Source organism: Janthinobacterium sp. CG_23.3 (assembly GCF_046115965.1).
Classification (GTDB): Bacteria; Pseudomonadota; Gammaproteobacteria; order Burkholderiales; family Burkholderiaceae_D; genus Janthinobacterium.
In genome coordinates this window covers 19,697-34,344 of sequence record NZ_JBJXIB010000015.1, presented here as the reverse complement: position 1 = coordinate 34,344, position 14,648 = coordinate 19,697, and the positions used below count along the sequence as shown (strand labels likewise).

Below are 14,648 nucleotides of genomic sequence, written 5' to 3'. Positions count from 1 at the left end.
GGCGCGCGCGGCGCGCTCAGTTTTTTTGGTTACGTTCGCGATAATGTTTCAGGAATCGCTCCGGGGCCCGCACGGCGCGCACGCCAAGGTAGCGGATCTTGCGGAAACGGTTCCAGTCGCCCGGTTCGGCGTAGCGCCAGGCCGCGATATCCCATCGAATCGAACCCAGCCAGCGATGGTAAAACACCGACGACGTCGACACGTTGTTTACGGCGAAATGCGGCGCCTGGTTGACATGCCACTCGTCGGGCACGCGTTCGTAGTCGAACGGATGCCAAATGATGTCGGCGCGGGTCGCCCGCATCATCGCCACGAGTTTGCTGACGCGGTCCGGCAGGTGTTCGTCATCGTCGTCAAGGTGGGTGATAAAGTCGCCCCTCGCCAGCGACAACGCGTGGTTGATGGCGACCGTACCGGCCACCATCCAGCGCTGCCGCGGCTCGGTTGGATAGACGCCCTGCACGGTAAGATTGACAAACTCGATGCGCGGATCGTTCAGCGCCGCCACCCGGGCGGCCGTGTCGTCGGTGCAGCAATCGCCGACAACGACGATCTGCAGGTTCGGATAATCCTGCCGCAGCAACGACGCCAGGCAGCGCTCGGTGAGCAACTGCCCGCGGTTAAAGGTGGCCACGCACACCGTCACCAGTGGCAACGGCAGGTCGTAGACCGCTTGGTAGGCGCTGGATCGGCGCGCGGCGCGGAAATCGCGGCGCGCCGACCAGCCCAAGTCGGCCAACGAACGCCATGGTTCCCGCGCGCGCGACCATAGCTTGATCAGCTTGGCGCTAGCCTGATGTACATTCAACAAAAAAATCTCCCTGTGCTGCATGCTGCGTTAATTGGTAGCGAGCGCCGGCGCGTCGAACGCGGCCCGGCATGCCCGGCGCACTGGCCTGCGCCTGCTCAGTTAGCCAGGCCCATCAGTCTGAGTTTATCCGCCGCCGGCAACGCCGACGCCAGTTCGCTGACGAACTCGTCCTGCAATTGGAAAGAGCGGGCCGAGTCGACATCGATCGACGAAACGCGGAACAACAGCCCGTCGGGGATTTGCCCGCCGAGGCGGTAGCGCATTTCCGCCATCTTCTTGTTGATGCCGCCCTGCACGACGACGTCGCCCACCGTACTCCAATAGGTCACGGCCTCGTAGCGTTGGCGCGACAGGTTGGTCTCCAGGCGTTTAACCCGGATCGCCCCGCGGGGCGTCGCCAGCACGCCGTTGCGGTTAGAGCTGACCTCGAAACCTTGGGCCGGGTAGCATACCTCTGGATAGTGCAATTGCAAGCCGTCGCTCTGGTTGGCGCCGTAGGCCAGCGACAGCATGATACGGTAGCCGGCGCGGTTCACGTAGGTGCGCGAGACGGTCTGCGTGTAGATTTCCTTGAGCGCCGCCTCGGTACTGGGATTGACCACGGCGGCCATGCCGCCCCGCTCCTCGGTCCAGCCGCCGAAACTGCGCGGCATGGCAGTCTCCAACGTCACGGCCTGCCGGCTATCCGACAGGAAATGGGTAGGCATGATCAACTCCGCAGTGCCGGCCGACGCTACCATCAACAGGCCCAGCACGGCGCTCGACAAGGACGCCTTATTCATGTTGCCTCCCCACTTGCACGCTTGATTTCGACTTGGCGATGAATTGCAAGAAGGAGTCGACGCCGATAATCAGCACCAGCGCGCTGATGAATAAGACCATGCCGGCGAAGCCATGCAGGAAGCCCTGCCCGGCGGCGTCGCCGAAATAGTAGGTAATCAACGTCAGCACGCACACCCGAATCACGTTGGCGGTGAACGAAATGGGCACGATCAGCATCGCCAGGCCGATGTTGCGCAAGGCCGAGGTATGCCGCACGACGTTCAGATAGAACAGCCCCAGCGATTCGAGCGTGAGCAGGGTCTGCAGGCCGGCGCAGGCGTCGGCCACCAGCAACTGGTATTGGCCGATTTGCAAGATCACGCCGGTGCGGGCGATTGGCAGGCCGGCCCAGAACAGCAGATGCTCGGTGACATACGAGACCGCCATCTTCATTGGCATCGTCAAGGCGCTTACCACCGAACCGGGCAGCGGAATCATAAACAGCATGAAAAAAAACGGAAACCACAACACGCGCAACGCGCCCGCGCCGCGTTTGATCAACAGCAGCGCGCCCAGAACCAAGATGAAGGAACTGATCTCGAACGAAAGGATCTGCTGCGAACGGCCGAGCACGTACAACACCAGCGCGACCACGAAGATCGCCCAGCCAACGGCCTCGCCGGACGGCGCCGCTTGCAGGCACGCGTCTTTCCAGCGACGACTAGCCAGCCACAGCGCCAGCGCCAGGATAATCGGGCCGTGCGCCTGCTCCTCCGTCGCCCAGGCGCCGCGGAACAAGCCGACGAACGTGGGAATAAACAGGGCCATCAGGCCAAGCCCGATCGGTAGCCACTCGGGCGCCAGCGCTTTCAGGCGCGGCAGCTTGAGCGCCGGGCCGGCGTTCGCCAGCCCCATCAGAACTCGACCATCACGGAGCCGACGATTTCGGCGCCACCGCGCACCAACTGCTCGGTGGCCGCGTTCAGCTCGGAGAGGCGGGTCTGGTTGCGCCGCGTCACCAGCAGCACGCCTCCGGCACGCGCCGCGATGGCTTGGGCGTCGGCGGCGGTGGCAAAGGCGGCGACGTCATACAACACGACGTCGAAGCGCTCGCCGAGCCGGTTATTCAACTCGCCAAACGAGGCGCGGCTCAGTAACTCCTGGGGATTGGGCGGCAGCGTGCCGGCTTCGAGCACGTGCAAATCGACAAAGGACTCGACTCTGGCGATGGCTTCCAGATCGGCGCGCCCGGCCAGCACGTCCGACAGACCCTGCTTGTGCTTCAAGTCGAAAATCTCGTGCTGGGTAGGCGTGCGTAAATTCGCGTCGACCAGCAAGGTGTGTTCGCCCAGTTGCGAAAACACCACTGCCAGATTGGCCGCGAACAGGCTGGCGCCGTCGCCGCTATCGATGCCGACGATAACCAAGGCCTTGTGCCCGCGGGCGAACCAGCGCAGCATTAACTGGCTGCGGATCGCGCGCAACACTTCCACTTGCGGGCTGAACGGCTTGTAGGCCGCCAGCAGGCGCTGCGAATACTTGCCCTGCCCCGCCAGCAGATAGGGATAGTCGAACTGGCGCGCCAGCACCTGTTGGATGTCGGCGTCGGTGATCAAGCCGAGGCGTTGGGCAGCCTCGCCGAAACGGATGCCCAACTCCTTTTGCATACGCAAGACTTTCTCGGCGTTTTCCGGCGTGATCTTGCCCGATTCCAACAGAAGGCCACCAATGCTAGAATCCCCGGTACGGGTCGGCGGGCGGGCAGCGGTAGTTAGCATAGGGGGGGTCATATCGGTGTCCATCTCGTCATCTCTTAGTTAGCGCGCACACGGCGGGTCGTGAGCAGATTCATAAAACTGCTGCGTTTTGGCGGGACCGGGTTCCAGTCGATCACGCCGAGCACGGGAATGCGCAACGCGTCGCTCAAGTCGCTCTCGGAACGCACACGGCGGTTCAGCATTTCGGCCAGCACGCTAAAGCCCAGGCCCAGCATCGTACCCAGGAACAACGCTAAGGCAGTATTGAGCAGGATTTTCGGACCGGACGGCTTGATCGGCGCCACGGCCGGGTTCAACACGGAAATATCGGACTGCTCCGATTGACCTTCGATCTTGGTTTGCGAGAAGCGCTGCGAGGCCGAATCGAAGGCGCGCTGGGCGCTTTCAACGTCCTTGCTCAACACGCCCATTTCATCGCGGGTACGGTTCAGTTCCAGCACTTTAGCCTTCTGCTCGGCCAGCGCGGCGCGCACGGCCCCCTCGCGTTGTTGCAAAATCTGGGCGTTGTTGCCGACGCTGTTCGAGGTCGCCCTCATCTGCGCCTGCAAATCGGTGCGTAGCTTGTCCACTTCCGCCTTCGCGCTTTGATATTGCGGGTGGTTGTTGCTAAGACGCTGGGCAATTTCGGCGAATTTCGATTCAGCATTGCCCAAATTCACCTTCAGGCTCTGGATCAGCGGATTGGCGGCCACGTCTGGCGATTCGGCGCCGTTGCCGCCGAGCGCCATGCGCTGGCGCGACGCCGCCTCCATCGCCTGGCCCTGCGCGCCGACCAATTGGGCGGACAGGTCGTTGAGACGGTTCGACTCGACGTCCAAGCGGTTGTCAAGACTGACAATGCCGTGTTCCTGCTGGTACTTCGACAGGCGGCTCTGGGCCACCTCGACGTTGTCGCGTAGCAACTTGGTTTGCTCGCTAAAATACACCGACGCCTTTTTCATCGGATCGACCTTGAGCTGGATACTGATTTTCTGATACTCGTCGGCGAACGCGTTGGCGATCGTGGCGACGAATTGCGGGTCATTGCCCTTGAAGCTGATGTCGACGACGCTGCTTTCGCGTGAAGGCACGATTTCCAGTTTCTGCAACAACAGGTCGGCCAACCAGTTACGTAATGTTCCCTTGCCCTCGGTGGCTTCGTTGAACTGCGCCACCACGGCCGGGCTGTTGGCCAGGCCGAGCGAATCGACGACGTGCAGCGCGACGTTTTGGCTGCTGATGATGTCGACTTGGGTCGCCATATATCCCGGCAACAACTGGCCCGGCATCGTCAAGCCGGTGACGGGATCGACACCCTTAAAATTTAGCAGCAGCGAACTGGTTGCCTTATAAGTCTTCGGCAGCAGCGCGCTGACCACGGCGGTGACGCCGACGGTGACCAGCACGGTGAGGATCAAAATCCAGCGGCGCGCGCGGAGAATCAGTAAAAATTGTGAAAAACTCATGATGGAATTCCCATGGCGTGTTTAGGTGAATGCTTGATGCCCCATGGGCGAGTACGCGGACGCATCGTCAAAACAGGCTTTCCTTGACATACACGACATCGTCGACTTGCACCACGTCGTCATGCTTGGCGTCGAGGACCTGCAGTACGCCAGCCGCATCGCGGCGTTTGATCCGCATGCCGCGCTCCGTGCCGCGCGGGGTCAGTCCGCCGCCGACCGACAGGGCCTGCAGCACCGTCATCGACCGCTCCAGGCGGAACGCGCCGGGGCGTTGGACTTCGCCGTAAATATAGAAGCGCGGGGCCCGCTCGACATAGATGACGTCGTTGCCGGCCAAGTCGAAATCGCGGGTGAAATCACCGTTGCGTACCATCTCGACGATATCGATGGTATCCTTAGTCGTGACGCCGTTGCGCTTACGGATCAAGCTGACCATGTCGCCACCGTCGGCGTTGAAGCCGCCCGCCTGCGCCAGCATGTCCATCAGGCTGCGCCTGCCCTCCAGCGGATAGCGGCCCGGCCGGTTAATCTGCCCCAACACGGAAATTTGCTGGCTTTGCATGGCGGTGACTATGATGTTCACCTGCGCCTTGCGGATGAAACCGCCGGATTCGAGCAGGCCGCCGATTTTCTTTTCCGCCGCCGACACCGGCAGGCCGCCAATGGCCACGGCCCCCACCAGAGGGAATGTGATATTACCGGCCTCGCTGACGCGGGTTTCCAGGCCAAGGTCGGGACTACCGTAGACCGAAATCTTGAGCACATCGCCCGCGCCCAGCGTCACATCGGCACCGCTTGCCGAGCCGGCCGCCAAAGCCAGCGCCGCCAAAATCCACATTGCGAATCGTTTCATGATTGCCACATTCTATTAATGAACTACAATTTATTAAAAATCAAGGCATGTTACTTTAGCCCGGCGACGCCGCGCTCATTGACCTCGCTGGCTGCCGCTGCCGCTGCCGCTGCCGCCGGCTTGCCCGGCGCCCCGGTCGTCGACTTGTTCAGGTACTCGATTTTAGCAGTCGCGCGCAGACGCGCCAGTTCGGCATCGGCTGCATCCTTGTTCTTTTTATTAAAAAGGAATTGCTCGATTTGCTGCGCCGCCACCGCCAACGCGACCGGACTGTCCTTGATCTCGGCGATCTGGATCAGCATGCTACGCTCGCCCTCCTTAATGATGAACAACTGCCCCTTCGGCATGGCCAGCAGCTTCGCGCTCAATTCGGGCGCCAGATCGGCGCTGGTGCGCGACAATTGAGTGCGCGTGAACTTCACTTTATTGGCCTCGAGCCAGAGCGCCACCTCTTCAAGCGACTTGGCGCCATCCATCGCCGCCTTGAGCGCGTCGCTCATGTCGGCGTTGCCGACGACCAGTTGCTTCATGTCGAACTGTTTGCGGTTGCTGAAAAACTCCGGATGCTTGGCGAAATATTCCTCGACTTCAGGCTTGCTGGGCCGGGCCACCGTGCCGATTCGCTTCTGCATATAGGCCTGGGCAACGATCAGCGATTTAGCGCGCTCGATTGCCTGCATCACTTTCGGGTCGCGGTCGGTTTTATCCTTTGCCGCCTCGTTTTGCAACAGTTGGCGGTCGATTAAGGCTTCAAGCAATTGCTTGCTGGCCGTCTCTTGTTGCGCGGCCTGGACACCGGAGCGTTGCAACTCTTCGTTAAGCTGCAGCACGGTAATTTCTTCGCCATTCACACTCACCAGCGCTTGGCCGGCTTTTTTTTCCTTACCACCGCCGCAGGCCGACAAGCCGACTGCGGCAAGCAATACCAATCCGGCGCCCAGGAAGCGCCGCTGCGCCGTATTCTTCTTATTCTTCATTGGGCTTGAAATATCAAAATGGTTCAAAGTCATTCCTTTAAGATTTACTTCCAGTACGCCTGAACCGACTGGGACCGCGCCCTACCAGCGAGCGGCGCGAGCTACTCAAGACGCCGTGCCAGGGGACCAGGACTGCCAAAAATACAATTTTTGCGTGAGAATTATGCGACCTCCACATACGATTGTCAATGTTATACATAATGTCATCGCCCATACATACGAACAATATTATTACTTACTTAAAAATCCATTAAGAAGCGAAAAAAACAATTATTTAAGCGGGCCGCGCACCCGTCGCGCGACAGGAACAAAACTATACCATCCCACACATCAATAGCCTGTTCCTGTTGCGCTCGCACACCGTGGGGCCGGCATGCGTGGCGGCCATTCCGCCGTCCCGACAGTAGGCGGGCGCCGCCCCATTTTATCGCGCATCAGTTGCTGCGCAAGCTATTTCGGCACGCCCCCACGCTCCCGTTTGCGCCTCAGTGCGCGTTTTCACGCGCCAGCACCACCTTGACGGTACGAAAGATAATACGGATGTCAAGCCACAGCGACCAGTTGCGCAGGTAGTCCAGATCGTACTCAACCCGCGCCTCCATTTTGTCGAGCGTTTCGGTTTCGCCGCGCAGGCCGTTAACCTGGGCCCAACCGGTAATGCCCGGCTTGACCTTGTGGCGCAACATGTAGCCCTTGATCAACTTGCGGTATTGCTCGTTGTGCGCCACCGCGTGCGGACGCGGGCCGACGATGCTCATACGCCCCTGCAGCACGTTGATGAATTGCGGCAATTCGTCGAGCGAGCTGCGGCGCAAAAACGCGCCGATCTTGGTGACGCGCTGGTCGTTCTTGGTGGCCTGCACCACCTTGGCGCCATCCTCGGCCACCGTCATCGAACGGAACTTGTAGACGATGATTTCCTCGCCGTACAGGCCGTAGCGGCGCTGGCGGAAGATGATCGGCCCCGGCGAGGTCGCCTTGACGGCGGCGGCGATGACCAGCATGATCGGCAGCAACATGACCTGGATCAAGCCGCCCAGGATGATGTCGCTGCCGCGCTTGATCATGCTGTTGAAGCCGGTGAACGGCGACTCGCAAATGGCGATGACGGGCATGCCGCCGACGTTGTCGAAGCGCGCCTGCATCAGGTCGAACACATAGATGTCGGGCAAGAAATACACCGAGGCGGTGGTGTCCTGCAACTCGTCAAGCAGTTTGCGGATGCGCGGCTGCGCCGAGATCGGCTGGCTGATGAAGATCATCTTGATGCTGTGCTCGCGCACGTACGAGGCGATGTCGGCCATGCGTCCGAGCATCGGTTCGCGCATCTCGGCCGGCCAGCGGTCGTCGGTACGGTCGTCGAAGAAGCCGCGCACCGCCATGAACAGGTTTGGGTTGCGGCCGATGGTGGCGGCGAACTTCAGGCTGGCGTCGTTGGCGCCGATGATCACCACCGAGCGCATTTCGCTATCGCGGGCCGGGTCGGCGCCGAGCTTGCGCGCGGCTAGGTGGCTCAGCAGCAACGCGAACGGGGTCGCCCCGAACCAGGCCACCACCACCGTCTCGTCGTAATGGTAGGACAGGCCGCTGGCCGAGCCGAGGAACACCAGGATCACGGCCGTGATGGCCCAACCGATGAAAATGTCGGCGGCGTAGGCCAGCATGCGCCCGCTGCGCCAGGCCCGGTACGGATCGACCCGCTGGTAGACCGACGAGGAAACAAAGAACGCCAGTATCATCAGCACCAGCGAATAGCCGGTGAAGGGCTCGGCGAACACCAGCGAAAACAGGTACAGCGTACCCATGATGATGATCGGATCGAGGATACGCTGGAAAAACGAGATTAAGGGGATATCATTGACCGTCATGGTTTGCTTTAAAACTGCGCACTGGCGTTGAACGACACGACGTTGGCGCGATAGCTGCCGGTGCCGATGATGGCGGAACCGTCGCGCACGTCGCGCGACAGCGAAGCGCCGAGGGTAACCGCGCGGTGCGGCTGGTAACTCAGGCCGAGCGTGGTCGAGCGGGTCGAGTCGCTAGCGTCGTCGGGCAGCACGACACCGCTCAGGCCGGAGAAATCGCGCTGCTCGCGCCGCACCGAGGCGTTGACGCTGACCTTGGCGCTGGCGGCGTAGACGGCGGCCAGACTGGCGCCGTTGTTCAGGCTGTTGTTCACCAGCGTGCTCTCGACAACGCCGAATTCGCGCCAGCCGCTGCCGGTAAAGCGCAGCTTGCCGGTCGGCGCGTAGGTGACGACGGCGCGGGCATTGAAGCCGCTGGCGTCGCGCAGGGTCAGGAAGGCGTGCTTGCGCTCGACCCAGCCGCCCAGCAACTGGAGCTGGGTGATGCCGCTGTAGTTCCAATAGATGTTGGCCTTGACCTCGTTCTGATCGTAGTCGTTGTCGACCAGCAGCGTGCCGACGGCGCGACGGCTAGCATAGCTGCCCTTGAGCTTGCGCAACTGCACGCCGACCCGGCTGCCGCTGGCGGCCAGATAATCCAGCCCACCTTCGGTGGCCAGTTCGGTTCGTTCGTTGAAGCGCTGCGACGGCAGGTCGTAACTGAAGCGGTCGCGGGTGACGCCGCCACGCACACGCCAACTGGGGTGGAATCGCCAGGCGGCGTCGACGTATTCGCGGTGCTGCACGCGCAGGTTGCGCTCGGCTTGCTGGAAATCGGTAAACGGGGTCAACGTCTGGTTGTAGCTGGCGCCCAGGTGGCCTTCGACATGGTTGGCGACGTGCCATTCGAGCGCGGCGAGGAAATCCTTGCCGTCGTAGTTGAACTCGTCGTAATGGTCGAAGCTCACTTTCGACCATTTGGCCTCGCCGCTGAGGATTTGCCGGCCGATCGGCCGCTCGAACGACAGGCCGGCCTGCACCTGTTTGAGGTTGTCACCGCGCGGCGCGACGTCGACCGGGGGGCCGTCGCCGCGGCGCAACAGGTTGTCGTCGTGGCTATACGTCACGGCAACGAAGGGGTGTACGGTGTCGCTGATGGCCGCCACGGCCGAACCACAGCACAGCGTCCCGACCAGGCCGGCCAGTAGGCCGAGCGCTCCGGGCACGGCGCGCGGCGGTGAAGGTGGGCGGTTCGAGCGGGAACCGATGTTTTTTCGCGAAGAGCTCAACATTTTTTATTCGTCTTTTGAAAGATCAAACCACTGACGGGCAATATTACCAGTAAGTCCAATGACCAGTAGAAATTATCCATACCCCCAGCAAACCATTGGTCACGCCGTGCGCGAGAATGGGCGACCAGAGGTTTTGGCTGCGCATATAAAGGAAAGTGTAGGCGGCGCCGGCGACGATGCCGGCAAGCCACAAGTTATGTTCAAACCCGAATAATATCACCGTGACAACAAGAGCCTTGGTTTTAACGTGCGCGGGTCGGATCTCAAGAAATTTCGGCGACTCGATCCAGCGCATCAGGAAGGAGCGCCAAAACAATTCCTCCATCACCGGCACCACCAGGGCGGCACCGCCGATGCGCACGATCACCATCAGCCAGTCGACCACGCCGTCGGTGCGCGGGTCGAAGCCGGTCGGCGTGCCGACCGTCATCCAACCAGCGTTGAGGTTAATCCACAGCAGCAGCACCACCACGCCGGTGGCTAGCGCGGTGGCCAGCGCGCGCGCCCCCATGCGGGTCCAAGTCAACTCGGTGTAGCGGCGGCGAAACGCCAGCAGCATCGCCAACACGGCGCCGATCTTGACGGCGTACAACCAGCGCAGCGCGCGCGCCTCGACGCCAGCGTGCACGAGCATGTCAGCGATGAAGATAAAGGCGATGTAGACAAGAAAGGGGAGCACCCGCGGCAAGGCGTCGCGGTCAAACATCGGCGGCCCCGGCGGAGACGGCGGCGCGCGGCGCCGAGCGGTGGCGCACGGCGTCGGCGCGGTGTGTTGCGGGCATGGCGGTCTCTTTCAATATAAAAGCGCCATTGTGATTGATACAACAAACTCAATCAAGCCCGCGCGCTATTTATTTCCATTCATTATGAAACCGCGCGCGCGGGAAGCCCGCCTATGCCTCAGCCTTTACTACGAGCCTCGATCACTTCCCACTTTTCCAGCGCGTCGAGCAGCGCGGCGTCGATCTCGACCATGCGGGCGTTCAGACGTTTGCCCTCGGCCGGGGTTTTCTTATAGAAGTCAGGATGCGCCAGCTGGCCGGCGATGACGGCCTGCTCGTCTTCCAGCTTGACGATCAGCAGCGGCAGCTCGTCAAGTTCGCGCTGCTCCTTGTAGCTGAGCTTTTTCTGCTTGGCGGCGGCCGGCTGGGCCGCGGCCGGCTCGGCCTTGGCGGCGGCCTTGGCCGGCGCGGCCGGCGCGATGGTGCGCACGCGCTCCCAGTCGGTGTAGCCGCCGACGAATTCGCGCCACTTGCCCTCGCCCTCCGAGACCACCACCTGGGTCACGACGTTGTCGAGGAAGGTGCGGTCATGGCTGACCAGAAAGACGGTGCCGGTGTAGTCTTCCAGCAATTCCTCCAGCAATTCCAGCGTGTCGATGTCGAGATCGTTGGTCGGCTCGTCGAGCACCAGCACGTTGGCCGGCTTGGCGAACAGGCGCGCCAGCAGCAGGCGGTTGCGCTCGCCGCCGGACAGCGACTTCACCGGCGAGCGGGCGCGCTCGGGGGCGAACAGGAAGTCGTTCAGGTAGGTCATCACGTGCTTGCGCTGGCCGTTGATCTCGACCCAGTCGCTGCCCGGGGCGATGGTTTCCATCAGGTTCGCCTCCTCGTTGAGCTGGGTGCGCATCTGGTCGAAATACGCCACCTGCAGCTTGGTGCCCAGGCGGATCGTGCCGCTGTCGGCCTCTTCCTGGCCAAGGATCATTTTCAGCAGCGTGGTCTTGCCGGCGCCGTTGGCGCCGATCAGGCCGACTTTGTCGCCGCGCAGGATGGTGCCGGTGAATTCCTTGACGATAACCTTGTCGCCGTAGGACTTCGAGACGTTTTCCAGTTCCGCCACGATCTTGCCGGAGCGTTCGCCGGCCGACACGTCCAGCTTGACCTGACCCTGCTGCTCGCGGCGCACGCTGCGCGTCACGCGCAAGGCTTCCAGGCGGCGCACGCGGCCCTCGTCGCGCACCCGGCGCGCCTTGACGCCCTTGCGTATCCACACCTCTTCCTGCGCCAGGAACTTGTCGAACTTGGCGTTCTCGACTTCCTCGATCTCCAGTTGCTCGCTCTTGCGCACCTGGTAGGCGGTGAAGTTGCCCGGGTACGACAGCAGACGGCCGCGGTCGAGTTCGATGATACGGGTCGCCACGTTGTCGAGGAAGCTGCGGTCATGGGTAATGAACAGCACGCTGCCTTTGTAGTCGCGCAGCAAGCCCTCAAGCCACAGGATCGAGGTGAAATCCAGATGGTTGGTCGGCTCGTCCAGCAGCAGCACGTCCGGCGCCGACACCAGCGCGCGCGCCAGCGCGACACGCTTCTGCATGCCGCCCGACAGAGTTTTCATCAACATGTCGCCGCTCAGGTTCAGGCGGCCCAGCACGGTCTCGACCTTGTTCGGCAGGCTCCAGCCGTCGCCGGCGTCGAGCTTGACCTGGATGTCGTGCATGCGTTCCATCAGGGCCTCGTCGTCGCCCTGGCCGAACTGGCCGGTCAGCCCGTCGTACTCCTGCAGCAGCGCCGGCAGCTCGCCCATGCCGGAGGCGACGGCGTTGTAGACCGACATTTCCTGGTCGAATTGCGGCTCCTGCTCGACGTAGGCGATTTTAATGCCCTGTTGCATGACCAGCAAGCCGTCGTCGAGCTTGAACGTGCCCGAGATGACTTTCAGCAGCGACGACTTGCCGGTGCCGTTGCGCCCAATCAAACCGACGCGCTCGGTCGTTTCCAGTGAAAATTCCGCGTGGTCGAGCAGCGCGACGTGACCGAACGCGAGTTGCGCCGATGAGAGAGAGATGACAGCCATAATGAGTGAGAGGTGCTCGGGCGCGTTCCGTTTTGGAGACGAAATACCGGCCGATTAAATGAATGAAGCGAGCATTGTACCGATTCCCGCGCATTGAACGCCATATATCGGCAAACTGTCGGCTATAATTGCGCACGATTCGCGACTTTGTCTGCCCAACCGACCTTCAAAGCAACGCGGCATCAAGCGGCGCGCGGCCACGCCGGCGTCCAGCGTCCTCCCCGTAGCACAATGGATAGTGCACATGCCTCCTAAGCGTGGGATACTGGTTCGATTCCAGTCGGGGGGACCAGTTTGCGCCTCCCAAGCGACAATACCCTCGCCGCACGCCACCAATTCTCGCCATAAACTACTTGGAGAAGCAGCTTGAGCCAGGCGCTGCGCGCCAATCTATGGCCGCGCCGACACCGGCAGTGGCCGGAAGAGCACGTCGTGCGGACCCGCGCGTGAAGAACTTCCTCGCCGACAATGCCTGAGACAGATGCCCGGCGCATCCGGGACGCCCCAATCGGCAATAGGAGTAGCCAGTAAAACTGGCCGCCCCCTGCCACACGGCCCGGTATGCGAGTCCCCGGGCCGGGCGGTTCGAGTGTTGAGGTTATGAGAACGGGAAAAGCCCGCCTATCGAAATAGGCTGTTGTTACTATCCCGTTGCGAGGCCAAGACAGGCGGGGCACGTTCAAGCGGTCGAAGTAGGCGATAGTGAGCACGCTGTTTGACAGCTTGGCACTATTGCGCCACCAGCGGCGGCTGTTGGCCGCCACTTGTTTTGCGACCGAGGCAGGCGCCCGAAGCTTGAGCAGTTCCCGATACATGGCCGCGCCACGTTTCCGGTGCCTGAGCTGAATCGCCCGCAGCCTGCGACGCAGCCATTCATCGAGTGTGCGCCAAAATGTTGGGCGTTTGCGCCAGCCGAAAGTACCTTTTCCAACCCAGCATATAGGAGCGAAGTTTCTTGGCGATCCGGGACATGCTGCGACCACCAGAGCGCCTCGTCAAGTCGCTCCCTTGCGGGCACAAGGCTGGGCGTCCCCAGGTAAGGCCCGCACTCCTTCATCCCACAACCGCCGCATCTACGCCACCGCTCCTTGACCACAAGAGCTTCACGGTTTCTAGCCCGCTCACCCTGATCGGCAGCGCCTTCTATGCGACTCGTGTGCCTCGGCTCATGATTTACGCTCCACGCTTCCTTCCCACGGTCAGTTACCTTTCCGCAGTTGCGCGTCACTTCGCTCACTCTGGTCAGTTCGCGACGGGACTTGCACCCGCAGGAGTGGGCCCATGCTGGGCGCGCCAAAAAAAAGGCCCGCAGTCGGCGGGCATTTTTTGCGCCTCCAGCTTCAGGCCGGTAGCTTTCTGTTGCGGAAAATAACGGATGATAGCAAACCTAACCCGGCCACCATCATGCCGGCGGCTCCCGGCTCAGGCACGAGGCTGATTGTGAACACTTCTATCGCGCCGTAGGTAACGTTCGAAGCATTATTAAGGGAACCGTCGAGCACACTCTCTCCAAAGCCGCCAGTAACAGGATCAATGTATGAATACAACGATGAGTGGCCGCCTGTGGTCAGATTCTCCGGTACGGACAAGTCATAGCCTAGCCCAAAGGTAGGTCCGAAAGCGGCGCCATTATATGTTTGATAAGCACCGACCGTGTCAAGGGCGTAGGTCTTGGGCGTTTGACGGTGCATCGATCCATCCGTTAGATTGAAGATGAAGGCCGTGCGCTGGTTACTTTCCAACGTCATATTGTATCGTTCCGCCGTACTCCAACTCTGCGGATTATACCCACCGACGAGCCAGCTTTGGCCAAGCTCGTTGCTCGCCCGCATGACGGAAAAGGTGCGTCCCTTGCCATCGGCCGCCAAATGGAAATTGCGCGACGTATCGCCTTGGACCTTTGAATAGACCTTCGTCAGCGCAATTGGTCCCTCGCTCAGCCATGACGCCAGTTGTACCTTATCGGCAACGGTTAGCAAGGAAGAACCGCCCATTTTCTCTTGCGCATGCGCAGACAAACCGAAGCATAGTGCCACCACCGGCAACAATTTCATGCTCGCTACCATGTAAGAATTTTTCATGTGACACCT

12 protein-coding genes, 1 tRNA gene and 1 pseudogene are annotated in these 14,648 nt (G+C 61.4%); 1 reads left to right on the top strand and 13 read right to left on the bottom strand.

The features are described from left to right. Positions 1-16 precede the first annotated feature (16 nt). The 11 genes from ACFDR9_RS06320 to ACFDR9_RS06270 form a co-directional block, all read right to left on the bottom strand. The gene (locus ACFDR9_RS06320) at positions 17-811 is read right to left on the bottom strand and encodes a glycosyltransferase family 2 protein (RefSeq protein ID WP_409030432.1); all 795 of its coding nucleotides are present in this window, start codon (positions 809-811) and stop codon (positions 17-19) included. A gap of 95 nt (positions 812-906) precedes the next feature. After that, positions 907-1,593 (bottom strand): exosortase-associated protein EpsI, B-type, encoded by a 687-nt coding sequence (gene epsI, locus ACFDR9_RS06315; protein WP_409030431.1) that lies wholly within the window; start codon positions 1,591-1,593, stop codon positions 907-909. Then, positions 1,586-2,488 carry an exosortase B gene (gene xrtB, locus ACFDR9_RS06310; RefSeq protein ID WP_409030430.1) on the bottom strand — a complete coding sequence of 301 codons (903 nt, stop codon included), beginning with the start codon at positions 2,486-2,488 and terminating at the stop codon, positions 1,586-1,588. The genes epsI and xrtB overlap by 8 nt, the downstream gene beginning before the upstream one ends. Beyond that, positions 2,488-3,363 (bottom strand): chain length determinant protein tyrosine kinase EpsG, encoded by an 876-nt coding sequence (epsG, locus tag ACFDR9_RS06305; protein ID WP_409030454.1) that lies wholly within the window; start codon positions 3,361-3,363, stop codon positions 2,488-2,490. Before epsG ends, xrtB begins: the two co-directional genes overlap by 1 nt. Before the next feature lie 23 nt (positions 3,364-3,386). Further along, positions 3,387-4,796 carry a chain length determinant protein EpsF gene (gene epsF, locus ACFDR9_RS06300; protein ID WP_409030429.1) on the bottom strand — a complete coding sequence of 470 codons (1,410 nt, stop codon included), beginning with the start codon at positions 4,794-4,796 and terminating at the stop codon, positions 3,387-3,389. A 67-nt stretch (positions 4,797-4,863) separates the two neighbouring features. After that, complete coding sequence (gene epsE / locus ACFDR9_RS06295; RefSeq protein WP_409030428.1) at positions 4,864-5,649, bottom strand: polysaccharide export protein EpsE; 786 nt, start codon at positions 5,647-5,649, stop codon at positions 4,864-4,866. Between the two features lie 50 nt (positions 5,650-5,699). After that, positions 5,700-6,653: an EpsD family peptidyl-prolyl cis-trans isomerase gene (locus tag ACFDR9_RS06290; RefSeq protein WP_409030427.1), complete on the bottom strand. Its 954-nt coding sequence runs from the start codon at positions 6,651-6,653 to the stop codon at positions 5,700-5,702. A 458-nt stretch (positions 6,654-7,111) separates the two neighbouring features. Then, positions 7,112-8,494: an undecaprenyl-phosphate glucose phosphotransferase gene (locus ACFDR9_RS06285; protein ID WP_409030426.1), complete on the bottom strand. Its 1,383-nt coding sequence runs from the start codon at positions 8,492-8,494 to the stop codon at positions 7,112-7,114. Positions 8,495-8,502: 8 nt separating this feature from the next. Continuing rightward, on the bottom strand, positions 8,503-9,696 hold the full coding sequence (epsL, locus tag ACFDR9_RS06280; RefSeq protein WP_409030425.1) for an XrtB/PEP-CTERM-associated polysaccharide biosynthesis outer membrane protein EpsL: 1,194 nt from the start codon (positions 9,694-9,696) through the stop codon (positions 8,503-8,505). A gap of 109 nt (positions 9,697-9,805) precedes the next feature. Then, complete coding sequence (locus ACFDR9_RS06275) at positions 9,806-10,468, bottom strand: CAAX prenyl protease-related protein (protein WP_409030424.1); 663 nt, start codon at positions 10,466-10,468, stop codon at positions 9,806-9,808. A 194-nt stretch (positions 10,469-10,662) separates the two neighbouring features. Next, entirely contained in the window at positions 10,663-12,558 is a 1,896-nt protein-coding gene (locus tag ACFDR9_RS06270; protein ID WP_409030423.1) for an ATP-binding cassette domain-containing protein, read from the bottom strand. A gap of 217 nt (positions 12,559-12,775) precedes the next feature. Here ACFDR9_RS06270 and ACFDR9_RS06265 point away from each other — a divergent pair. Continuing rightward, positions 12,776-12,850, top strand: a tRNA-Arg gene (locus tag ACFDR9_RS06265). 370 nt (positions 12,851-13,220) lie between these two features. On the opposite strand, the pseudogene ACFDR9_RS06260 reads toward ACFDR9_RS06265, so the two are convergent. Beyond that, positions 13,221-13,560, bottom strand: a pseudogene (locus ACFDR9_RS06260) (group II intron maturase-specific domain-containing protein); the annotation flags it as partial. Between the two features lie 338 nt (positions 13,561-13,898). Further along, entirely contained in the window at positions 13,899-14,639 is a 741-nt protein-coding gene (locus ACFDR9_RS06255) for a PEP_CTERM-anchored TLD domain-containing protein (RefSeq protein WP_409030422.1), read from the bottom strand. Between the last annotated feature and the right edge of the window lie 9 nt (positions 14,640-14,648).